The 20,565-nt window shown below is 64.0% G+C and carries 21 protein-coding genes and 1 tRNA gene; 12 read left to right on the top strand and 10 right to left on the bottom strand.

Translation table 11 applies throughout. The annotated features are described in order from the left end of the window. Nucleotides 1-89 precede the first annotated feature (89 nt). The 3 genes from P9A16_RS12915 to P9A16_RS12905 all read right to left on the bottom strand — a co-directional run bounded on the left by P9A16_RS12915 (nucleotide 90) and on the right by P9A16_RS12905 (nucleotide 3,988). A tRNA-Arg gene (locus P9A16_RS12915) sits at nucleotides 90-166 on the bottom strand. A gap of 133 nt (nucleotides 167-299) precedes the next feature. Continuing rightward, nucleotides 300-1,772 (bottom strand): sensor histidine kinase, encoded by a 1,473-nt coding sequence (locus tag P9A16_RS12910; RefSeq protein WP_050742621.1) that lies wholly within the window; start codon nucleotides 1,770-1,772, stop codon nucleotides 300-302. 209 nt (nucleotides 1,773-1,981) lie between these two features. Then, a complete protein-coding gene (locus tag P9A16_RS12905; RefSeq protein ID WP_024270217.1) occupies nucleotides 1,982-3,988 on the bottom strand; it encodes a methyl-accepting chemotaxis protein in 2,007 nt (668 codons plus the stop codon). 422 nt (nucleotides 3,989-4,410) lie between these two features. Here P9A16_RS12905 and rpmH point away from each other — a divergent pair, with 422 nt between their 5' ends. The 5 genes from rpmH to yihA all read left to right on the top strand — a co-directional run bounded on the left by rpmH (nucleotide 4,411) and on the right by yihA (nucleotide 8,607). Next, a complete protein-coding gene (rpmH, locus tag P9A16_RS12900) occupies nucleotides 4,411-4,548 on the top strand; it encodes a 50S ribosomal protein L34 (protein WP_037405882.1) in 138 nt (45 codons plus the stop codon). 33 nt (nucleotides 4,549-4,581) lie between these two features. Next, nucleotides 4,582-4,974, top strand: a complete 393-nt coding sequence (gene rnpA / locus P9A16_RS12895; RefSeq protein ID WP_023515341.1) for a ribonuclease P protein component — start codon at nucleotides 4,582-4,584, stop codon at nucleotides 4,972-4,974. Beyond that, nucleotides 4,974-6,767, top strand: coding sequence for a membrane protein insertase YidC (gene yidC, locus P9A16_RS12890; RefSeq protein WP_024270218.1), 1,794 nt, complete (start codon nucleotides 4,974-4,976; stop codon nucleotides 6,765-6,767). The genes rnpA and yidC overlap by 1 nt, the downstream gene beginning before the upstream one ends. 222 nt (nucleotides 6,768-6,989) lie before the next feature. Continuing rightward, on the top strand, nucleotides 6,990-7,901 hold the full coding sequence (locus tag P9A16_RS12885) for a DMT family transporter (protein WP_023513935.1): 912 nt from the start codon (nucleotides 6,990-6,992) through the stop codon (nucleotides 7,899-7,901). Nucleotides 7,902-7,953: 52 nt separating this feature from the next. Then, complete coding sequence (gene yihA / locus P9A16_RS12880; protein WP_023513934.1) at nucleotides 7,954-8,607, top strand: ribosome biogenesis GTP-binding protein YihA/YsxC; 654 nt, start codon at nucleotides 7,954-7,956, stop codon at nucleotides 8,605-8,607. Between the two features lie 81 nt (nucleotides 8,608-8,688). On the opposite strand, the gene P9A16_RS12875 is transcribed toward yihA, so the two are convergent. From P9A16_RS12875 to P9A16_RS12865, 3 genes are all read right to left on the bottom strand, one after another. After that, nucleotides 8,689-9,246: a fasciclin domain-containing protein gene (locus P9A16_RS12875; RefSeq protein ID WP_023513933.1), complete on the bottom strand. Its 558-nt coding sequence runs from the start codon at nucleotides 9,244-9,246 to the stop codon at nucleotides 8,689-8,691. A gap of 188 nt (nucleotides 9,247-9,434) precedes the next feature. After that, the gene (locus P9A16_RS12870; RefSeq protein ID WP_023513932.1) at nucleotides 9,435-10,169 is read right to left on the bottom strand and encodes an anti-sigma factor; all 735 of its coding nucleotides are present in this window, start codon (nucleotides 10,167-10,169) and stop codon (nucleotides 9,435-9,437) included. Next, nucleotides 10,166-10,705 carry a sigma-70 family RNA polymerase sigma factor gene (locus P9A16_RS12865; RefSeq protein WP_024270219.1) on the bottom strand — a complete coding sequence of 180 codons (540 nt, stop codon included), beginning with the start codon at nucleotides 10,703-10,705 and terminating at the stop codon, nucleotides 10,166-10,168. The genes P9A16_RS12870 and P9A16_RS12865 overlap by 4 nt, the downstream gene beginning before the upstream one ends. Before the next feature lie 130 nt (nucleotides 10,706-10,835). Between P9A16_RS12865 and argB the strand changes: the two genes are divergently transcribed. Next, nucleotides 10,836-11,723, top strand: coding sequence for an acetylglutamate kinase (argB, locus tag P9A16_RS12860; protein ID WP_023515234.1), 888 nt, complete (start codon nucleotides 10,836-10,838; stop codon nucleotides 11,721-11,723). A gap of 18 nt (nucleotides 11,724-11,741) precedes the next feature. On the opposite strand, the gene P9A16_RS12855 is transcribed toward argB, so the two are convergent. After that, nucleotides 11,742-12,659 carry a DMT family transporter gene (locus tag P9A16_RS12855; RefSeq protein ID WP_023515235.1) on the bottom strand — a complete coding sequence of 306 codons (918 nt, stop codon included), beginning with the start codon at nucleotides 12,657-12,659 and terminating at the stop codon, nucleotides 11,742-11,744. Between the two features lie 101 nt (nucleotides 12,660-12,760). Here P9A16_RS12855 and P9A16_RS12850 point away from each other — a divergent pair, with 101 nt between their 5' ends. Together P9A16_RS12850 and P9A16_RS12845 are read left to right on the top strand one after the other, a co-directional pair. Continuing rightward, a complete protein-coding gene (locus P9A16_RS12850; protein WP_037405961.1) occupies nucleotides 12,761-13,456 on the top strand; it encodes a pyrimidine 5'-nucleotidase in 696 nt (231 codons plus the stop codon). A 133-nt stretch (nucleotides 13,457-13,589) separates the two neighbouring features. Continuing rightward, nucleotides 13,590-14,543 carry an EF-hand domain-containing protein gene (locus P9A16_RS12845; protein WP_037405886.1) on the top strand — a complete coding sequence of 318 codons (954 nt, stop codon included), beginning with the start codon at nucleotides 13,590-13,592 and terminating at the stop codon, nucleotides 14,541-14,543. A 113-nt stretch (nucleotides 14,544-14,656) separates the two neighbouring features. Here the strand turns inward: P9A16_RS12845 and P9A16_RS12840 are convergent, their stop codons facing one another. Next, nucleotides 14,657-15,550 carry an LOG family protein gene (locus P9A16_RS12840; protein ID WP_023512905.1) on the bottom strand — a complete coding sequence of 298 codons (894 nt, stop codon included), beginning with the start codon at nucleotides 15,548-15,550 and terminating at the stop codon, nucleotides 14,657-14,659. A 187-nt stretch (nucleotides 15,551-15,737) separates the two neighbouring features. Between P9A16_RS12840 and dapD the strand changes: the two genes are divergently transcribed. The 4 genes from dapD to P9A16_RS12820 all read left to right on the top strand — a co-directional run bounded on the left by dapD (nucleotide 15,738) and on the right by P9A16_RS12820 (nucleotide 18,852). Continuing rightward, nucleotides 15,738-16,595 carry a 2,3,4,5-tetrahydropyridine-2,6-dicarboxylate N-succinyltransferase gene (gene dapD / locus P9A16_RS12835; protein WP_023512906.1) on the top strand — a complete coding sequence of 286 codons (858 nt, stop codon included), beginning with the start codon at nucleotides 15,738-15,740 and terminating at the stop codon, nucleotides 16,593-16,595. A 3-nt stretch (nucleotides 16,596-16,598) separates the two neighbouring features. After that, entirely contained in the window at nucleotides 16,599-16,985 is a 387-nt protein-coding gene (locus P9A16_RS12830; RefSeq protein ID WP_023512907.1) for a DUF805 domain-containing protein, read from the top strand. A gap of 90 nt (nucleotides 16,986-17,075) precedes the next feature. Beyond that, complete coding sequence (gene dapE, locus P9A16_RS12825; RefSeq protein WP_037405964.1) at nucleotides 17,076-18,269, top strand: succinyl-diaminopimelate desuccinylase; 1,194 nt, start codon at nucleotides 17,076-17,078, stop codon at nucleotides 18,267-18,269. Continuing rightward, a complete protein-coding gene (locus P9A16_RS12820; RefSeq protein ID WP_023512909.1) occupies nucleotides 18,256-18,852 on the top strand; it encodes a hypothetical protein in 597 nt (198 codons plus the stop codon). Before dapE ends, P9A16_RS12820 begins: the two co-directional genes overlap by 14 nt. A 25-nt stretch (nucleotides 18,853-18,877) precedes the next feature. Here the strand turns inward: P9A16_RS12820 and truA are convergent, their stop codons facing one another. Both truA and fmt read right to left on the bottom strand, forming a co-directional pair. Then, a complete protein-coding gene (truA, locus tag P9A16_RS12815) occupies nucleotides 18,878-19,621 on the bottom strand; it encodes a tRNA pseudouridine(38-40) synthase TruA (RefSeq protein ID WP_023512910.1) in 744 nt (247 codons plus the stop codon). Beyond that, on the bottom strand, nucleotides 19,621-20,565 hold the full coding sequence (fmt, locus tag P9A16_RS12810) for a methionyl-tRNA formyltransferase (RefSeq protein WP_023512911.1): 945 nt from the start codon (nucleotides 20,563-20,565) through the stop codon (nucleotides 19,621-19,623). The genes truA and fmt overlap by 1 nt, the downstream gene beginning before the upstream one ends.

Below are 20,565 nucleotides of genomic sequence, written 5' to 3'. Positions count from 1 at the left end.
CCTCGTTCGCCGTGCCAGTTTACAGCATCGAGCCACATGCCCCTGCAAAGCGAGGAGACTTCGTCTTAATCTAGATCTTTGGAAAAGAATGGCGCACCCGAAGAGATTCGAACTCCTGACCCCCAGATTCGTAGTCTGGTGCTCTATCCAGCTGAGCTACGGGTGCGCTGGCAGTTGCGGGTGTGTTGCCCGGCTGCGAGGCGGTCTCTAAAGGGTCCTCCGGCCTATTGCAAGCGTCTTTCGCAGAAAAAATGTACTTTTTTCATCGGCTCGTCACACAGCACCGGCAAAACCCCGGATTATGAGGCGCGGTGGCGGAACGCATCGAGGGGGACGGGACGATCCGGCAGTTCGATGCGGAACAGCGTGCCGGGCGTCTGCTTTTCGACCAGCGCGATCGTCCCCCCATGGGCGAGCACCAGCTCGCGGGCGATCGCAAGGCCAAGACCCGTGCCCCCTGAACGCACGGAGCCGCGGAAGGCGGCAAAGAGGTTGTCTCGGGCCTTTGCGGGCATGCCGGGGCCGTTGTCGTCGATGGCGATGGACACGACGCTTCCGGTGCGCAGACCTGTGACAAGCACGGTGCGCCGCTCTGCGCCGCTGTCCTGCGACAGCGCCTCGACGGCGTTGCGGCACAGATTGTGGATGACGCGGAAGAGCTGCTCGCTGTCGGCGTCGACCTGGAGGCCCGGCTCGACCTGCGCCACGAAATCGATGTCACTGCGCGAATCGAGCGCCAGCACTTCGGAAACCTCCTGCACCAGCGGGCGCAGCGCGACGAAGCGGCGGCGCGGCTCCGGCTCGCGCATGCGGCCGTAGGAGAGCACCTCGTTGGTATAGCCCACCGCCCGGTCGATGCTGCGCAGAAGCTTCGGCGCCACGCGCTTGACCACAGGGTCGTCGACATCGGACAGGCGGTCGGACATCAGCTGGGCCGAGGAGAGGATGTTGCGCATGTCGTGGTTGATCTTCGACACGGCGAGACCGAGATCGGCGAGGTTCTTCTGCTCCTTCAGCGTGCGTTGCAGCGTCTGCTGCATGGCCGCGAGATGGATGCCCGCAACGGCGATCTCGTCGCGACCGCCGGAGGGTTCCAGCACACGCGCCGGGTTCGAGGGATCGGCGGCGAACTCCTGGATGTTCGCGGTCATGCGGCGGATCGGGCGGATCAGCAGCCGATTGAGCGCGAAGAAGATGGGGCTTGCGGTAACCAGCGAGATGATCATCGACAGGGTCAGGACATTGCGGGCATGCCCGAGCATGGCGCGGCGCAATGCCCGCTCGTCAAGCAGGAGTTCGATACGCGTGCTGGTTTCCCCAACCGGACCGAAAACGCGGATGACGCGCTCGCCGCCGAAAAGCAGCGTCTCAAAGGCATCATAGACGGATGCGAGCGTCGAGACGTCGGAGAGGTCGTATTGCGCGTCGATGCTCGGCGGCATGTCGACGGCGGCAACCATGCGTGAGGCATCCTGGCGCCTCAGGATGATCGCCTTGGTGCCGGTCGCCATCAGCGCCTCTTCCTGCACGGGGCGCGGCAGCTCGTGATCCGGCAGGCCCTCGATGACGACGCTCGCGGCGGCAGCCGTATTCAGGCGGTCGCGCAGCCATTGAAGACGCATGTTGGCGACCGACGGCACGAAGATCAGCACTTCCGCGATCAGGACGAAGATGGCCGTGACCAGGAGGAGCCGCCCCGACAGACCGGACAGAAAGCCGACCGCCGGCACCGGCTTCTCGGTCAAGGACGGTGTCCCGTCTCTGTCCACCATGTTTCAACTCCCAGGCAGGCCGCGGCGCGGCAAACGCATCGTGACCGAAGGTCGACGACGTATTTCAGCCAATCATAGGAGATTGCGGCAAATTTTCCAACGTTGCCGCGGAAACGACAAAAACGCGGCGATCCTGCGATCGCCGCGTTGAAAGGCTGAATCCGGCTACGAAATGCCGCAGCGCTCCCGAACGCGCCGGGAATGACCGATCAGAACTCCTCCCAGTTCTCCTGTGCGACCGCTGCCGCTGCGCCGCCGCGATTGCCACCGAAGGCGCGGGCGACATTGCCCATCATGCGGCGGGCGGGCGATTCGACCGGTCGGGTCTCGGCGCGCACGGCCGCCACACGCTGCACGGCATCCCCCGTGCGGAAGCGGGCAACGAGGTCGGCCAGGCTGTCGGCTTCGCCCTTCAGCTTGTGCGTCGCAGCCGAGGTTTCCTCGACCATTGCGGCATTGTGCTGAGTGACCTGATCCATCTGGTTGATGGCGGTGCTGATTTCCTGGAGGCCCGTCGCCTGCTCGCGGGCGGCGGTGGCGATCGCGTGGATGCGGTCGTTGATGGTGACGACGCGGCTTTCGATATCTGAGAGGGCCGCCCCCGTCTCCTGCACATACCTGACGCCAACGGACACTTCGTCGCCCGACTTGGTGATGAGGCCCTTGATGTCCTTGGCGGCGCTGGCGGCACGTTGGGCAAGCTCGCGCACTTCCTGCGCGACGACGGCGAAGCCCTTGCCCGCCTCGCCGGCACGCGCAGCTTCGACGCCGGCATTCAGCGCGAGAAGGTTGGTCTGGAAGGCGATCTCGTCGATGACGGAAATGATCTGGCTGATCTCGTTCGAGGCCTGCTCGATGCGGCTCATCGCGCCGATGGCATTGCGCACGATATCGCCCGACTGCTTGGCGCTCTGCGTCGCCTCGCCAACCATCGATGTCGCCTCGTTCGCCCGTTCCGTCGAATTCTTGACGGCAGCAGTGATCTCTTCGAGGGCAGCGGAGGTTTCCTCGAGCGCGGCGGCCTGCTGCTCGGTGCGCTTGGAAAGATCGTCGGAAGCCGTGCGCAGCTCGCCGGAATTGGCGTTGATCGCATCCGTCGAGGCACGCACCTCGCGCATGGTGCGCTGCAGGGTGGCCAGCGTGGCGTTGACGTTCTGCTGCAACTCGGCAAAGGCGCCGCGGAAGGAACCGTCCATGGTCTGCGTCAGGTCGCCCTCGGCAAGCGCGCCGATGACGCGGCGGGTTTCGGCAATCCCCTCCTCCACGCCGGCGACCAGCTCGTTGACGCTGCGGGCAAAGCGGTTGAGGTCGTCGTTCTGGTAGTCCTTGCTGATGCGCGAGGAGAAATCGCCCGCCGCTGCGGCATGCACGACGGTGGCGATCGAGGACTGCAGGTCGGCGCTCTTCTCGCGCAGGATCTCTTCCTGGGCGTTGAGGTCGCGCACGGTGATGGCGTTCTGGCGGAAGATGGCGACGGCTGCGGCCATTTCGCCGATCTCGTCCTTGCGGCCGGCATAGGGCACTTCCGTGTCGAGATCGCCGCCGGCAAGGCGGTTCATCGTCTCCGTCACCTTCTGGATCGGACGGCTGAGTTCGTTGGTCGCGATATAGAAGGCAACACCGCCACCGAGAGCAAGGCCGACGCCGACAGTGCCGAGCACCAGAGTCAGCATGAGAGTTTCAAAGGCAGCGATCTCAGCCTTGATGGCGGTGAGGTTCTCGTTGTCCGTCTGGACGACGGCGTCGATCTCCTTCTGGAAGGCCTTGCGGTTCGCACGGTTGAGCTCGTTGTTGCCCTGTTCGTTGGCCGCGACGATCGAGACCGTTGTGCCGAGGCTCGCCGTTTCCATGCGGAAGGTGCGGAATTCGGCTGCACGCGCCACGACGGCGTCAAAGGCGGCCTTCTGCGTCTCCGGCACGATCGGGCGCCATTCGTTCAGCGTCTTGTCGATGCCGTCGAGTTCCTTGGCGATGCCTTCGGCAAATTTCTTGGCGCCGTCGGTGTCCTTGGAGGCATAGATGCCGCGAGCTTCCATGACGACGGCAGTGACCTGCCGGTTCAGGTGCTCGCCGAGGAAGGCGCGGTCTGCGGCATTCTCGTATTCATGGAGCTTGTTGCTGTATTCCGAGACCACATGGACGGCAATGCCGCCGATGAGGACGGAGATGAGGCCCATCAAGCCCACAATGAGATAGATCTTGCCGCGTATCTTCACGTTCGCACTCCAAAGAACGGTGGGTGGCAAGAGGGCACGACCCACCTCACCTTCGCGAAGGACGGTAAACGCTAAAGGTTAATTAGACTTTGATACAACCGCCCCAATATTGAGCGTATTCACAACTGCTAATGCATTGATGCGAGAGAGGAAACCGGGAAATCCGGGGGGAATTACCTCACGTAACGTGACAAAAACATGACAAAGCACAATTTACATGCAACTTTTGAGTGCTATTCCGTTAACGATTGTGACAGCCGCGCGCACCAGCGACTGCGCAATTGACTTTCGACCGTTTTTGCCCCTATAAGCCGCGCACGTCCGGAAAGCATGGCTTCCCGCGAGGGCAATTCTATGCCGGACTTCAACGCTCCTTGCGTAACGCAAACCCAAGAAGGGCCGCACACCGCGGTATTAAATAAATGTCGAAGCGTACCTACCAACCCTCCAAGCTTGTTCGCAAGCGTCGTCACGGTTTCCGCGCCCGCATGGCAACGAAGGGCGGCCGCAAGGTCCTGTCCGCACGTCGCGCCCGCGGCCGCGCACGTCTCTCGGCCTAAGGCCGTGCCTGCCCGAACAGAGGCGACGGGCATATGACGAAAACTGTTGAGAAATCTGCTGTCGGGCGGCTGAAAAGCCGTCCGCAGTTTCTTTTTGTGCGCGAGGGCGAGAAACGCAAGGGACCACTGTTCCTTCTCGAAGTGCGCGACCGGCAGATGCCGGACGAAGCGCCCCGCGTCGGCTTCACCGTCACCAAGAAGCACGGCAACGCCGTGGAACGCAATCGCATGCGCCGGCGCCTGAAAGAGGCGGTGCGGCTATCGGCCGGGTTTGCAATGGAGCCCGGACACGACTATGTGGTTGTCGCCAGACGGGACGTGTTGAGCGCACCCTTCAAAACCCTTGAAGCCCGTCTGAACGACAGGATCGCGACGGTCAAGAAACAGAAGCAGCAGCAGCGCCCTGCTGCTCCCGGGAAAGAGTGATGGAAAAAAACCGCAATTACTTCGTGGCGATCGCGCTGTCCGTGCTGATCCTCGTTGCCTGGCAGTTCCTTTATGTGAACCCCAAGCTGGAGAAGGACCGCGCCGCGCTCGAGGCGCAGCAGGCCGCCCAGAGCCAGCAGACCACCACCTCCGGCGGCACGACGACCGCGACCGGCACAAGCGGCACGCTGCCCGGCGGCACGGCAGCCACCACCGCGACCGAGACGCGCGAGACGGCACTGGCCCGATCCGCCCGCGTCGTGATCGACACGCCCTCGCTTTCCGGCTCCATCAGCCTGACGGGCGCCCGCTTCGACGACCTGAAGCTGAAGGATTTCCACGAGACCGTCGACAAGACGAGCCCGATCATCACGCTGCTCAGCCCCGCCGAGACCGAACACGGCTACTTTGCCGAGATCGGCTATGTCGGCAGCGAGGCGACCGGCCAGGTCCCGGGCCCGCAGACCGTCTGGACGCAGGACGGCACCGGGAAGCTGACGCAGACCACCCCGGTCAAGCTCACCTATACCAACGACAAGAACGTCACCTTCACCCGCACCATCTCGGTCGATGAACACTACATGTTCACGATCTCGGACAGCATCGAGAACCGGACGGATGCGGCAATCGCGCTTTCGCCCTACGGCCGCTCGACGCGCTTCTTCAAGCCGACGGACCCGTCCGTCTACGTGCTGCACGAAGGCTTTATCGGCGTGCTCGGCGAACTCGGCCTGCATGAGGTGAAGTACACCGAGACCGAGGACGACACGACCGTTTCGCCCGGCAAGGCGACCGGCGGCTGGCTCGGCATCACGGACAAGTACTGGGCGACCGCGCTCGTGCCGCCGCAGACGACGCCCTACGAGACGCGCTTCTCCTATTTCAAGGACGGCCGTCCGCGCTACCAGGCGGATTATCGCCAGGACGACATCTCGATTGCGCCGGGCCAGTCCGTCGAAGTCAAGAACCTGTTCTTCGGCGGCGCCAAGGAAGTGCCGATCATCGACCAGTACGAGACGTCCTACTCCATTCCGCAATTCGACCTGATGATCGACTGGGGCTGGTTCTGGTTCTTCACCAAGCCGATGTTCCAGCTGATGGACTTCTTCTTCCGCTACTTCGGCAATTTCGGCATCGCGATTCTCATCACGACGATCGTCGTCAAGGGCCTGTTCTTCCCGCTTGCCAACAAGCAGTACGCCTCCATGGCGAACATGAAGAAGATGCAGCCGAAGATGGAGGAGCTGAAGGCCAAGCACGGCGACGACCGCATGGCGCTGCAGCAGGCGATGATGCAGCTCTACAAGGAGGAGAAGATCAATCCGCTCGCGGGTTGCTGGCCGATCCTCCTGCAGATCCCGGTGTTCTTTGCGCTTTACAAGGTGATCTACGTCACCATCGAAATGCGCCATGCACCGTTCTTCGGCTGGATCCAGGATCTTTCCGCGCCGGATCCGACGTCGCTGTTCAACCTGTTCGGCCTTCTGCCCTACGACGTGCCGCACTTCCTGATGATCGGCGTCTGGCCCATCATCATGGGCATCACGATGTTCCTGCAGATGCGCATGAACCCGACGCCGCCCGACCCGACCCAGGCGATGATCTTCACCTGGATGCCGCTGATCTTCACTTTCATGCTGGCAACCTTCCCGGCCGGCCTCGTCATCTACTGGGCCTGGAACAACACGCTCTCGATCATCCAGCAGGCGATCATCATGAAGCGCCAGGGCGTGAAGATCGAGCTCTTCGACAATCTCAAGGGATTGTTCGGAAAGAAGGCCGGATCGTCCTGACGGCCGAACAACGGAACTCCAGGAAACCCCGGCCCTCGCGCCGGGGTTTTCTTTTGCCGTTTTTTCTGCAAGGCCCGCTTGCGACATCGCCCCGTCGCTGGCATGGAAGCGGTGCGGGCGGATCCCTGTCATGCTCGCGACGATCCCTTTGTCCCGACACCGTTCCGAACGCAGAACCGCTTTCCGCCCTTTTGCCGGACTTGTCCTTGCGAGCGCATCATCATGTCTGCCTCCACGCTTCCGGTCACTCCCACGCTTCCGGACAGAAGGGGGCAAGGCTATGGCGCCGCCCTCGTGCTCGGCTCGGCCGTCGTCTGGAGCTTCGGCGGCACACTGGCGCGCTTTCTCGCCATTGAGGACGGCTGGACTGTCGTCTTCTGGCGCTCACTCTTTGCCGCCCTCTTCCTGCTCGGTTTCATGCTGCTGCGGGACGGCCCACGCGGCACCGTGCAACTGTTCCGGGGCATGGGCCTTGCCGGCATCGCGGTCGGCCTCTGCTTTGCCACCGCCTCCACGTCCTTCATCCTCGCGCTGGCCTATACGACCGTCGCCAATGTCGTGCTGATCCAGGCCGGCGTGCCGCTGATCGCGGCGCTGATGGCCTGGCTGCTGTTTCGCGAGAGGATCGCGGTCCACACCTGGGTCGCCATCGCGGCGGTGATCGGCGGCGTTGCCATCATGGTCTCGGAATCGCTCGGCGGCAGCGTTTCCATGATGGGCGATGCGCTCGCCCTGCTGATCGCCTTCGCCTTCGCCACCGCAACGATCATCACCCGGCGCTTTGCCCATGTGCGCATGACGCCCGCCGTCTTCTTCGGCACGCTCGTCGCCTGCGCGGTGGCGGCAAGCCAGGCTTCCGGCTTTGCCGTGAGCGGCCAGGAACTCGCCGTTCTCATCGTTTTTGGCGCGCTCAATTTCGGCCTCGGCCTTGCGCTCTTCGTCACCGGCGCCCGCCTGGTTCCCTCGGCGCTCGCCGCCCTGCTCGGCACGGCCGAGACGGTGCTGGCGCCGCTCTGGGTGGCGATCATCCACGGAGAAGTGCCCGGTGCGCGCACGATCGTCGGCGGCATCATCGTGCTGGCAGCACTCCTGTGTTATCTCGGCGTCGAACTCTGGCGGCAGCGGCGCGCTTGACTTTCGCAGCCAAAACCCGGAAGCCGGGGGCCGGACAACAAGGGCACGATTTATGACCGAGACGACGTCGCAGGACGACAAGCCGCTGTTCGGCAGGCCGTGGATCTTCATCCGCGGCGTGCCGGCGATGAAATTCCTGCCGCCCGAGGGGCCGCCGGAGATCGCTTTCGCCGGTCGCTCGAATGTCGGTAAATCCTCGCTGATCAACGCACTGGTCGGCCACAAGGGCTTGGCACGCACATCCAACACGCCCGGCCGAACGCAGGAACTCAACTACTTCGTCCCGGATGGCTTTTCCGGCGCGGAGGACGACCTGCCGCCGATGGCGCTCGTCGATATGCCCGGCTACGGCTATGCCCAGGCGCCGAAGGAACAGGTCGACGCCTGGACCAAGCTCGTCTTCGACTACCTGCGCGGTCGCTCGACGCTGAAGCGCGTCTATGTGCTGATCGACAGCCGCCACGGTATCAAGAAGAACGACGAGGAGGTTTTCGCCCTGCTTGACAAGGCGGCCGTCTCCTACCAGATCGTGCTGACCAAGACCGACAAGATCAAGGATGCCGGCGTGCCGCGCCTCGTTGAAGAAACGCTGCAGAAGATCGCCAAGCGTCCGGCCGCCTATCCCGAGGTGCTGGCCACCTCCTCGGAAAAGGGTCGCGGGCTGGACGAATTGCGCAGCGCCATCATCACGGCCATCACGCGATAAAAGAGCCGCCGGCAGAACCGGCGGCCCAGGGCTGACGAAGGCTGATCCGAGCCGAAAGAACGCGGGCCCGGATTTTCGAGGTCAGGCCTTCGGCAGCAGAACCTTGTCGATGACGTGGATGACGCCGTTCGACTGCTTGACGTCGGCGATGGTCACGGACGCCGTGCCGCCTGTCTCATCCGTCAACGTGATCTTGTCGCCGTCCATCTTGGCGGAAAGCATGCAACCGCCGACGGTCTTCACGGGGTGATTGCCGCCATCATCGGCGATCATCTTGCCGATTGCTTCCGACAGCGCATTTGCCGCCACCACATGGCAGGTCAACACCTTGACCAGCTGATCCTTGTTTTCCGGCTTCAGCAGCGTGTCGACCGTACCGGCCGGCAACGCCGCGAAGGCCTCGTTGGTCGGCGCGAAGACGGTGAAGGGGCCGGCACCCGACAGTGTCTCGACGAGCCCGGCGGCTTTCACGGCAGCCACCAGCGTCGTATGGTCCTTCGAATTGACGGCGTTTTCGACGATGGTCTTGTTGTCGTACATCGGCGCGCCGCCAACCATCGGGTTTTCCGCGCGAGCCGCAAAGGCACCAAGCGCGAAAACCGTGACGAGGGCAGCGGTGCGAAGCGTGAAACGGGTCATGGATAGGGTCCTTTTTTCCGGCCCCGCGGCATGCGGGTCCTCCCGGTTGTGATGCCCGAGGGGCGATCACTGGGAGCAACGGGCGCCTTGAAAAAAGAGTTTCAGGACAGGCGAACTTTCTTACAAACCATTGTCCGGAAAACGAAAAAGCCGCGAAACGCGCGGCCCTCTTCGTTTTCTTCGTTCCATCAATCGAAGCGGGCTGCACCTGATGCGATGACCGGACCAGTCACGCTACCGCTCATCGATCCGCCAAAGGGCTCGACGCTGACGGCAAGGACCGAACCCTGTACGATGCGGCTACGCATGACCGCCGGCACAGCCAGCTCACCTTCGCCGGTTTGCGGCAGGACGCCAAGCGAGACCGGCGATTTTCCGTCCTCAACGAGCCAAAGCTCCAGCGATTTTTCCTTTTCCTTTCCGGCTGCGACGGGCGTGACGCGCAACGCACCGTTCGCCTCGTCGTAGCGCGCAACGAGATTGATCGCAGCTCCCTCGCCGGCAAGATCAGCGACCAGCCGGCCGCCGCTCTGCGGGCGGGGCGCCAGAAGCGCGCTCATCGAGAAGGCAAGCCCGGCAGCAACGGCAAGCGAGGCGAGTGCAAGCGAACGCCAGAGGGCCAGCGAATTCCAGAAGCCGCCGGAGACCTTGCCGGAAAAGGCGGCGTCCGGCGGCGAGGTGCCAAGGATGCGCTGCTCGATGGCGGAGAAGGTGCGGGGCGGTGGTTGCAGCACCTCGTAATCGTCATTGAAGGTGGAGAGGTTTTCTTCCCAACGGTTCACCATGGCGGCGAACTGGCGATCCTCGGCAAGCCGCTCCTCCACCTTGCGGCGGTCTTCGGCGGAAAGCACCCCGAGCACGTATTCGCCCGCGATCACCTCGTCGCGGCGGGGGTCTCTCATGTCTTTGTCGGGCGCCGTCATCGGCTCATGCACTCTCTCAGTTTCAGAAGGCTTCGGCGAAGCCAGGTTCTCATCGTGTTCAGTGGCACATTGTGGATTTCGGCAAGCTCTTCATAGCTCAGACCCTCTATATAGGCACGCCGGACGGCCGATGCCCGTCCGGGCTCCAGCTCCTCCATGCATGTATCGATCCGACGGCCCTCCGACTGCAACACGACGGCCTCCTCCGGCGTCATGAGCGGGTCGGCAATATCATAGGCCTCATCGATGTCCGTTGCCACCGGTCTTCGCGCACGAATGACGTCAATGGCGTGGTTGCGTGCGATCGCGGCGAGCCAGGCCATCGGGTGCACATTGCCGGCCACGTAGCGATCGGCACGCTGCCAGATCTTGACATAGACCTCCTGCAACGCCTCCTCCGCTTCGCTCCTGTCGCGCAGGATACGGAGGCAGATGGCAAAAAGTTTCGGGGCACTCGCCTCGTAGAGCACGGCGAAGGCCTTGCGGTCCTTCAGTGAAACGCGGCCGATGAGGTAGGAGATGTCATTGCCGGTCACGCGCCGCTCCCTGCCTGTCGCGCCGCAACCCTAGTCTTTTTCCCCGACCATACGCAATCTCGTATCCAAATCATTCCATCGTCACGAAACATGCGTTAAACAGGCGCCCACCCGTTCCCAAGAGGCCGCCATGTCCCTATCCGAAAGCGAAACCCAAGCCCGCCTTCTCGCGCAAGCCCTGCCCTTCATGCAGCGCTACGAGAACAAGACCATCGTGGTGAAATATGGCGGCCACGCCATGGGCAATGCGGAACTGGGCAAGGCTTTCGCCAGCGACATCGCACTGCTCAAGCAGTCGGGCGTCAACCCGATCGTCGTGCATGGCGGCGGCCCGCAGATCGGCGCGATGCTGAGCAAGATGGGCATCGAATCGAAATTCGAAGGGGGCCTGCGCGTCACCGACCAGAAGACGGTCGAGATCGTCGAGATGGTGCTCGCCGGCTCGATCAACAAGGAGATCGTCGCGCTGATCAACCAGACCGGCGAATGGGCGATCGGCCTTTGCGGCAAGGATGGCAACATGGTCTTCGCCGAAAAGGCCAAGAAGACCGTCATCGATCCGGACAGCAATATCGAGCGTATTCTCGATCTCGGCTTCGTCGGCGAGGTGGTGGAGGTCGACCGGACCCTGATCGACCTGCTTGCGAAATCCGAGATGATCCCGGTCATCGCTCCCGTCGCGCCAGGCCGCGACGGCCATACCTACAACATCAATGCCGACACCTTCGCCGGCGCCATCGCGGGCGCACTGAACGCGACGCGCCTGCTCTTCCTGACGGACGTACCCGGCGTGCTCGACAAGAACGGCCAGCTCATCAAGGAACTTTCCGTGGCCGAAGCCCGCGCCCTCATCAAGGACGGCACGATTTCCGGCGGCATGATCCCGAAGGTAGAAACCTGTATCGACGCCATCAAGGCCGGCGTGCAGGGCGTCGTCATTCTGAACGGCAAGACCGCCCATTCCGTGCTGCTCGAAATCTTCACCGAGCATGGCGCCGGCACGCTCCTCGTGCCCTGATCCGGCTTCGGCGCTGCTTCAGCCGTAGGCGAGCAGCGCCAGCACCCCGACGACGATGAGCGCGCAACCGGCGATTTCCAGGCGGTTGATGCGCTCCTTGAAGATGAAGACGGTGGAGGCGAAGGTGAACAGCATCTCCACCTGCGCGAGCGCCTTCACGACGGCAGCCTGCTGCAACGTCATCGCCATGAACCAGCCGAACGAGGCGGTGGCGCCGACAAACCCGACGAGAAGCGCTGGGCGCCACGCGGCCGCGATGCGCGGCAGTTCGTTCCTCTCACGCAGCAGGATCCAGCCGAGCATCAGCACGGTCTGCAACACGATCACAAAGACCAGCGTATAGCTTGCCTGCATCATGTAGTCCGGCACCGGCAGTGTCGGTGCAAGCGCCAGCGAGGCAGAGCGGTAGGCGACGGCGGAGATGCCGAAGAACGTGCCCGACAACAGACCGATCGCAGCCGTCCGCGAAAAGACCGACGTCACGAGCGTGCGCAGCGACACCACGCTGCGGGCCACCGAGATGATCATCACGCCGGCAACGGAGATGGCGATGGCGACGAGTGTTCCGGCCGAAGCCCGTTCGCCGAGGAAGACCAGCGCGAAGACGGCCGCTTGCGCCGGCTCCGTGCGCGAATAGGCCGTCCCGACCGCGAAATTGCGGAACGAGAAGAGGTGGACGAGGAGGAAGGTCGCTGCGATCTGGCCGATCCCGCCGAGAACGGCCCAGAGGAAGAAGGCCGCACCCGGCACCGGCAGCGGCCTTGCCAGCACGACGGCGAGGATGCCCATGTAGAGGAGCGCAAAGGGCACGCCGAAGCCGAAGCGCACAAAAGTCGCACCCGTCGTCCCCATTCTGCCTTTGAGATGTTTCTGCATGGCGGAACGGACGTTCTGGAGGAAGGCCGCCGCGACTGTGATGAGAACCCAGATTTCCATATCCTGCCGCTAACACGCGGGCCTTGCCGAATCCATCACCGGATCCGAAAGGCATGGAAAATTCCATTTCCCTTGGCGCGGGCCCATGCCATAAGACGCCCATGAGCGATCTTCCGAACAAAGCCGATTTCAGCCATGTGCGTGACTGGGTCTTCGACCTCGACAACACGCTGTACCCGCATCATGTCGATCTCTTCGCCCAGATCGACAAGAACATGACGGCTTACGTCTCGGCCCTGCTCGGCCTGTCGCGTGAGGACGCGCGCACCCTGCAGAAGCAGTATTATTTCGATCATGGCACGACGCTGAAGGGCCTGATGATCCATCACGCCATCGATCCGGCGGACTTCCTCGAAAAGGCGCATGCGATCAATTACGACGTGCTGTCACCCGACCTGCCGCTCGGCGAGGCGATCCAGGCGCTGCCGGGCCGCAAGTTCATCTTCACGAACGGCAGCGTCAAGCATGCCGAGATGGCGGCAAGGGCCCTCGGTATCTTCCACCATTTCGACGACGTCTTCGATATCGTGGCTGCGGAGTACGTGCCGAAGCCGGCGGGCGCGACCTACGACAAGTTCATGGCGCTGCACCGGGTCGACACGAAACAGGCCGTGATGTTCGAGGATCTGCCGCGCAATCTCATCGTGCCGAAGACGCTCGGTATGAAGACCGTTCTGCTGACCCCGCGCGACGAGAACCATGAATTCGTCGATGCCTGGGAGAAGCGGACGGACGGCGACAAGCATATCGACTATGCGACGTCAAACCTGACGGCCTTCCTCAACGCGCTGCTCTAGGCAAGAGCCCGACATATTACCGACACGGAAAAAACCCTTTTCCGTCAAAAGCTTGAATTACCAATTTGTAACTGGTGCCGGCCTGCATTCCCCCTATCCTGCCTTCCCAAGGGACGCTGATGGATGGAAAGGAATGACCATGACCAAAAAGGAACTTCTTCTCGGCGCCGTCGCCGCCGGCCTTCTTCTTTCGGGCGCCGCCGCCCCCGCATTTGCCGCCAAGGGCGAGGGCTGGCACGGACCGCGCCATGCCGCGATGGTCGAGCGTCTCGACACCAACAAGGACGGCAAGGTCTCGCTCGACGAGTTCAAGGCCAACATCTCCGCCACTTTCAAGACCTTCGATGCCGACGGCAACGGCCAAGTGACGAAGGACGAGATCAAGACCCGCCACGACGCGTTCCGCGAGGCCCGCAAGGTCGTGCGCGATGCTGCCGATGCCGACAAGGACAAAGCCCGCGAGGCGCTGCGGGCTGCCGGTCCCTTCATGCTGCCCGGTGCCGGCCGCATGTTCGACCGCGCCGACACCGACAAGAACGGCACACTCTCCGAAGCCGAGGTGCTCGCCTCTGCCGAGACGATCTTCGAACGCCGCGACAGCAACAAGGACGGCGCGATCGACACGGCGGATGCTCGCCCCCACAAGGGTAAAAGCGGGGGCAAGGGCGGCGAGGAGCGTGCCGAGCGCATGCTGAAGCGCCTCGATGCCAACAGCGACGGCAAGGTCTCGCAGGACGAATTGCTACAGCGCGCCGCAGAAACCTTCCAGCGTTTCGACGCCGACAAGAACGGCGAGGTGACGAAGGCCGAGGTCTATGCCAAGCGCGAAGCCTTTCGTGATGCCCGCAAGGCCTACCGCGCCGTAAAGGCGACCGATGGGGAGGCCAAGGAAGCCGCGCTCAAGGCGCTGAGCGAAGCCCGGTTCGACCGCATGGGCGGCCGCATGTTCGAACGTGCCGATGCCGACAAGAACGGCGCGCTGACCAAGACGGAGATGGAAACCGCCGCAGCGGCGATGTTCAAGCAGCGCGACCGCAACGGCGACGGCTTCATCACCGCCGACGAGATGGGCAAGCGCCACAAGTAATCAGCCCGTCGGATACAAAACGCCCCGGTCGATGCCGGGGCGTTTCTGTCGGTGAAGCCACTCCCTCGCCTCGATACGGGGCGGGAAAGACAGAGGAGCAGCCTTGCGGCGTGTCAGCCTTGAGCGGCAGCCGCCTGCTCGGCTTCCAGATTCTCGTAAAACTTCACGATGATGTCCCAGGCCTCGTCGGCCGTCTCGACGAACTGCATCAGCTCCACATCACCCGGCGCGATCGTGCCAAAGGCCGCGAGCGCTTCGAAATCGATGATCTTGTGCCAGAACGCCTTGCCGAACAGGATGAGCGGCACCAGCGCCATGCGGCCCGTCTGCATCAGCGTCACCGTCTCGAACAGTTCGTCCAGCGTGCCGAAGCCGCCCGGAAACACCGTCACGGCCTTGGCGCGCAGCAGGAAGTGCATCTTGCGGATCGCGAAATAGTGGAAGTTGAAGCTGAGCTCCGGCGTGACATAGGGGTTCGGCGCCTGCTCGTGCGGCAGCACGATGTTGAGGCCGATCGACGGCGCGCCGATATCGGCCGCCCCGCGATTGCCCGCCTCCATGACGCCTGGGCCACCACCGGTGACGACGACGTACTCCTTGAAGTCGAGCTCGGCCGATTTTTCCGAGCACATGCGCGCAAACTTGCGCGCCTCCTCGTAATAGACCGAAGCGGCTTCGAGGTTGATACGCTGGGTCTCGTTGCGCGCTGCCCAAGCCTCCTGGCCGGGCGCGGGAATGCGCGCGCCGCCGAACATCACGACCGTCGACTTGATGCCGCGTTCGGCAAGCATCATCTCGACCTTCAGAAGTTCCAGCTGGAGGCGGACCGGGCGTAGCTCCTCGCGGCAGAGGAAATCGTCATCCACATAGGCAAGCCGATAGGCCGGATGGGCCGACTGCGGCGTCTGCGGCACCACCGCGGCGCGGTGCTTGTCCTGCGCGCTGTCGGCCAACGGATCCCACACGCCATCCTTGCGACGCAGATTCTTCTTCTTCAGTCTCGCCATGTCACTTTCCTGCTTGCTGGCCTGCTTTCCGGCCCCACGGGATTACCATTGCGCCCGTGCGACAGTATCTGCCGGAAAGGGGCTTCATCTTTTCCGGCACTTGCTCTAGAGCATTTTGCAGATCGATGAAATCAACCTTCCGGCATCCCGACAATCGAAAATAAGCCTCGAAGTTTAAGGAATTCCGATGAGCCTGTCCGACCTCGCCACCCTTTCCGCCACCATCGAGCGCGCCTTCGAGGAACGCGACGGCATCAACACCGGCACGCGCGGTGAAGTGCGCGATGCCGTGGAGACGTCCCTCAACCTTCTCGACGCCGGCAAGGTGCGCGTTGCCCAGCGCAGCGAGGATGGCACCTGGACCGTCAACCAGTGGCTCAAGAAGGCCGTTCTGCTCTCCTTCCGCCTCAACCCGATGGAGATCGTCAAGGGTGGCCCGGGCGATTCGTCCTGGTGGGACAAGGTGCCCTCCAAGTTCGACGGCTGGAGCGTCAACGAATTCGAGAAGGCCGGCTTCCGTGCCGTGCCGAACTGCGTGGTGCGCCGCTCGGCCTATATCGCGCCGAACGCCATCCTGATGCCTTCCTTCGTCAATCTCGGCGCCTATGTCGGCGAGGGCACGATGGTCGATACCTGGGCGACGGTGGGCTCCTGCGCGCAGATCGGCAAGCACGTGCACCTCTCGGGCGGCGTCGGCATCGGCGGCGTTCTGGAGCCGATGCAGGCCGGCCCGACGATCATCGAGGACAATTGCTTCATCGGCGCCCGTTCGGAAGTCGTCGAGGGCTGCATCGTGCGCGAGGGCTCCGTGCTCGGCATGGGCGTCTTCATCGGCAAGTCGACCAAGATCGTCGACCGCGCGACGGGCGAAGTGACCTATGGCGAGGTGCCGCCCTATTCCGTCGTCGTCGCCGGTTCCATGCCGTCAGACAAGACCATGCCGAACGGCCTGCCCGCGCCAAGCCTCTACTGCGCCGTCATCGTCAAGCGTGTCGATGCGCAGACCCGCTCGAAGACCGGCATCAACGAACTGCTCCGGGACTAAGTCATGGCGGTCGTGGAAGAGCAGAGGCCGAGCCTCGCCTGGCTCTTCTTCGGCTGGTCCGGCCGGGTCAGCCGGGGGCCCTTCGCGCTCGGCTGGGCGTTCTGGCTCATGCTGCTTTCGGCGGCGCTCGCCCGCATCATCATCGTGCCGAAGGAGGATCCGTCTTTCCTCCTCTGGTCCTTCGTCTTTGTCGGTATGGCGCTCGTCTCCACGGTCTCCTCCGTTCTCCTGACGGTCAAGCGGCTGCACGACATGAACCTGCCGCTGCCGCTGATCATCTGCCTGTTCATCCCGGCCATCTCCTTCTTCGCGCTCTTCGCCTTCATGGTCTGGCCGGGAACGAACGGGCCGAACGACTATGGCAGCCTGCCCAATCGGCCGAAAGACTGACAGGCCCTCTTCTGGCGCGCGTGACAGCGCACGGGCGATCGGCTAAATCTCGATTCTCACTCCTCCCTTTCGTGCCGTGACCGCATGTCCATGACCCCCGCCGATCCGATCGCCAATCTCGCAACGCTCATCCGCTGTCCCTCCGTCACCCCTGCCGAAGGCGGAGCGCTGTCGGCGCTCGCCGCCATGCTGGAGCCGCTCGGCTTCACGGTGGAGCGCATGACGGCGCGCGAGCCCGGCATGCCCGACATCGAGAACCTCTATGCCCGCATCGGCACCGAGGAACCGCACCTGATGTTCGCCGGCCACACGGATGTCGTACCCGTCGGCAACGCGGCGGCCTGGACGCATGCGCCCTTCGGCGCCGAGATCGCCGACGGCGAGATGTTCGGCCGCGGTGCGGTGGACATGAAGGGCGGCATCGCCTGCTTCGTCGCCGCCGTCGCGCGCCAGATCGCAAAGAACGGCCCGCCGAAGGGTTCGCTCTCCTTCCTCATCACCGGTGACGAGGAAGGCCCGGCCGTCAACGGCACGATCAAGCTGCTGCAATGGGCCGCAGAGCGTGGCGAACGCTGGGATGCCTGCCTCGTCGGCGAGCCGACGAATCCGGACCAGCTCGGCGACATGATCAAGATCGGCCGGCGTGGCTCCGTCTCCGGCACGATCACGGTGCATGGCGTGCAGGGCCATGCCGCCTATCCGCATCTTGCCGACAACGCCGTGCGCGGCGTGATCGCGCTCACCGACGCCCTGATGCACCCGCCCTTCGACGCCGGAACGGAGAACTTCCAGCCGTCGAACCTCGAGGTGACGACGATCGACGTCGGCAACCCCGCGACCAATGTCGTACCGGCACAGGCGATCGCCCGCTTCAACATCCGCTTCAACGACAGCTGGACAGCCGAGACCGTGATGGCCGAGATCGTGCGCCGGCTCGATGCCGCAGCGCGCGACGAAAGGCTGCGGCCGGGCCGCCCGCCACTCCGCTACGACATCGCCTGGGCCGAACGCCCGAGCCACGTCTTCCTCACCCGCAACGACCGGCTGATCGCCTCGCTGTCGGGTGCCGTAGAGACCGTGGTCGGCCGTGCGCCGAAACTGTCGACGACGGGGGGCACCTCCGATGCCCGCTTCATCAAGGACTATTGCCCGGTCGTGGAGTTCGGCCTCGTCGGACAGACCATGCACATGGTCGACGAGCGCGTGGCCGTCGCCGATCTCGAGACACTGACCGTGATCTACGAGACCTTCATCCAGCGCTGGTTCGGCGATGCCCAGGCTTGACGAGGTCCTGTATTATCTCACCGGCGTCTTCCTGCTCGTGCGGCAGAAGCAGGAAGGCTTCGGCTGGCTGGACCTGACAGTGCGCGGGCTTGCCCGTTCCTTCTGGGCCTTCGCCTGGTGCCTTCCCGCCTTTGCCGTCATCTGGGCATCCTGGCGGCTCTATTTTCTCGGCAGCATGCCGGCGGGAACACCTGCCGGCCTCCCCTTCTTCGTCAAGCTCCTGGTGATCGACGTGGCGGGCTGGCTGCTGCCGCTGGTGCTGCTTCTGGCGCTTGCGCGCCCGCTCGGCTACGGCAGGCATCTGGCAACCGTCGTGACGGCGAGCAACTGGATCGCCGTGCCCTTCGCCTATGCGGCGGCGATCCCCTTCGCGCTGACGCTGGTTCTGCCGGGGAGCGCGCCCTTTGCCGGCCTGCTGCTCTATGCGGTCTTCGGCGCCAGCGTCGTGCTGCAATTCCGCCTCGTCTGGATGTGTGTCGGCAAGCAGACGCTGCTCGCCTCCGCCATCACGGCGATCTACGTGCTGCCGCCGATGATTGCCGGGCAGCAATTGCAACAGGCTCTCGGCACGCTGCCGGGCTGACCGGCATTCCTGCGTCCGGAAACGGTTAGTAGTCGACGGCCATGAAGTAGAGCCCGTCCGGCGGCGCAACGGGGCCGCAGGCCTTGCGGTCGCGTGCCTCAAGCGCGCTGCGCACATCCTCCGGCGTCCACTTGCCCTCCCCCGCCAGCTTCAGCGTGCCGGCGAAGGAGCGGATCTGGTTGTGCAGGAAGCTCTGCGCCGAAACGCGCATCTCGATCAGGTCGCCGCTGCGCGTCACGTCCAGCCGGTCGATGGTGCGCACCGGGCTGTTCGCCTGGCATTGGGCAGCCCGGAAGGTCGTGAAATCATGCCTGCCGACCAGCAACTGCCCGGCGGCATGCATCATCTGGTGGTCGAGCGTCCTGGTGACAAACCATGCCCGGTTCGCCTCCAGCGCCAACGGCGCCGGGCGTGAGATGATGCGATAGAGATAGTGCCGCTTCACCGCCGAGAAGCGGGCGTCGAAATCATCGGGCACCTCAGCGGCATCGAGGATCACGACCCGCTCGCGGGCCATGCCGAGATGGGCGTTGAGCGCGTTGCGCAGCGTGTGGTCCTTCCACACCCGTGAAAGATCCGCATGGGCCACCTGTCCCATGGCATGCACGCCGGAATCCGTGCGCCCCGCGCCGCGGATCGAGACGGTCTCGCCCGTCAGCGACAGGATGGCCGCCTCGATGGCCCCCTGCACGGAGTGCCCGTTGTCCTGCCTCTGCCAGCCGACATAGGGCGTGCCATCATACTCGATGCGGAGGCGGTAGCGCGGCATCAGCCGATGACCTGGCCGGCCGCGACCGGCGTGCCGCGAAGGAAATCCGCTGCGTCGAGCGGCTTGCCGCCCGCCTTCTGCAGGCGCACGAGCCGCACGGCTTCGCCATCACCGCAGGCGACCGTGAGCCGGTCGTCGAGAACCGTGCCGGCAGCCTTCGCCGTGGTTTCACTCGCCCGCGCACTCGCCAGCACCTTCACCCGCTCCGGCTTGCCGCCGACCGGCAGCTCGAACCAGGCGCCGGGGAAGGGCGAGAGACCGCGGATATGGTTGTGCACATCGCCAGCCGGGCGGGAAAAATCGATGCGGGTCTCGGCCTTGTCGATCTTGGCGGCGTAGAGCACGCCCGTCTCGGCTTGCGGGGTCAACGGCAGGTCGCCGGCCTCCAGCTTTGCCATGGCCTCCGTCATCAGGGCGCCACCTGCCTGCATCAGGGCGTCATGCAGCTCGCCGGCCGTCATGCCGTCGCCGATCGCCACCCGACGGGTGAGCGCGACCGGGCCGGTATCAAGCCCCTTTTCCATCTGCATGACCATCATGCCGGTTTCCGCATCACCCGCCATGATCGCCCGCTGGATGGGCGCCGCGCCGCGCCAGCGGGGCAGCAGCGAGGCATGGCCGTTGTAACAGCCGAGCCGGGTACCGGTCAGGATCGCCTCCGGCAGCAGGAGACCATAGGCGACGACGACGGCGACGTCCGCCTTCAGCGCGTGAAAGGCCGCGCGATCGGCCTCCTCGCGGAAATTAAGCGGCGTGAAGACCGGAAGCCCAAGCTTTTCCGCCGCCTGGTGCACCGGCGACTTCACCAGTTCGAGGCCACGGCGGCCGGCCGGGCGGGGCGGCTGCGAATAGACGGCGACGATCTCGTGGCCGGCTTTCACCAACGCCTCCAGCGTCGGCACGGAGAAATCCGGCGTGCCCATGAAGATGATGCGAAGGGCCAT

It is taken from the genome of Shinella sp. 838, assembly GCF_029623935.1.
GTDB lineage: Bacteria > Pseudomonadota > Alphaproteobacteria > Rhizobiales > Rhizobiaceae > Shinella.
The sequence above is the reverse complement of the archived record's forward strand: the minus strand, read 5'-3'. Positions and strand labels throughout refer to the sequence as shown.

Bases quoted from the DNA above. Each gene is read 5' to 3' on its own strand.
- P9A16_RS12910 (WP_050742621.1), bottom strand. From the start codon at position 1,772: ATGGTGGACAGAGACGGGACACCGTCCTTGACCGAGAAGCCGGTGCCG.
- rpmH (WP_037405882.1), top strand. From the start codon at position 4,411: ATGTCGAAGCGTACCTACCAACCCTCCAAGCTTGTTCGCAAGCGTCGT.
- rnpA (WP_023515341.1), top strand. From the start codon at position 4,582: ATGACGAAAACTGTTGAGAAATCTGCTGTCGGGCGGCTGAAAAGCCGT.
- yidC (WP_024270218.1), top strand. From the start codon at position 4,974: ATGGAAAAAAACCGCAATTACTTCGTGGCGATCGCGCTGTCCGTGCTG.
- P9A16_RS12885 (WP_023513935.1), top strand. From the start codon at position 6,990: ATGTCTGCCTCCACGCTTCCGGTCACTCCCACGCTTCCGGACAGAAGG.
- yihA (WP_023513934.1), top strand. From the start codon at position 7,954: ATGACCGAGACGACGTCGCAGGACGACAAGCCGCTGTTCGGCAGGCCG.
- P9A16_RS12875 (WP_023513933.1), bottom strand. From the start codon at position 9,246: ATGACCCGTTTCACGCTTCGCACCGCTGCCCTCGTCACGGTTTTCGCG.
- P9A16_RS12870 (WP_023513932.1), bottom strand. From the start codon at position 10,169: ATGACGGCGCCCGACAAAGACATGAGAGACCCCCGCCGCGACGAGGTG.
- argB (WP_023515234.1), top strand. From the start codon at position 10,836: ATGTCCCTATCCGAAAGCGAAACCCAAGCCCGCCTTCTCGCGCAAGCC.
- P9A16_RS12855 (WP_023515235.1), bottom strand. From the start codon at position 12,659: ATGGAAATCTGGGTTCTCATCACAGTCGCGGCGGCCTTCCTCCAGAAC.
- P9A16_RS12850 (WP_037405961.1), top strand. From the start codon at position 12,761: ATGAGCGATCTTCCGAACAAAGCCGATTTCAGCCATGTGCGTGACTGG.
- P9A16_RS12845 (WP_037405886.1), top strand. From the start codon at position 13,590: ATGACCATGACCAAAAAGGAACTTCTTCTCGGCGCCGTCGCCGCCGGC.
- P9A16_RS12840 (WP_023512905.1), bottom strand. From the start codon at position 15,550: ATGGCGAGACTGAAGAAGAAGAATCTGCGTCGCAAGGATGGCGTGTGG.
- dapD (WP_023512906.1), top strand. From the start codon at position 15,738: ATGAGCCTGTCCGACCTCGCCACCCTTTCCGCCACCATCGAGCGCGCC.
- P9A16_RS12830 (WP_023512907.1), top strand. From the start codon at position 16,599: ATGGCGGTCGTGGAAGAGCAGAGGCCGAGCCTCGCCTGGCTCTTCTTC.
- dapE (WP_037405964.1), top strand. From the start codon at position 17,076: ATGACCCCCGCCGATCCGATCGCCAATCTCGCAACGCTCATCCGCTGT.
- P9A16_RS12820 (WP_023512909.1), top strand. From the start codon at position 18,256: ATGCCCAGGCTTGACGAGGTCCTGTATTATCTCACCGGCGTCTTCCTG.
- truA (WP_023512910.1), bottom strand. From the start codon at position 19,621: ATGCCGCGCTACCGCCTCCGCATCGAGTATGATGGCACGCCCTATGTC.
- fmt (WP_023512911.1), bottom strand. From the start codon at position 20,565: ATGGCCCTTCGCATCATCTTCATGGGCACGCCGGATTTCTCCGTGCCG.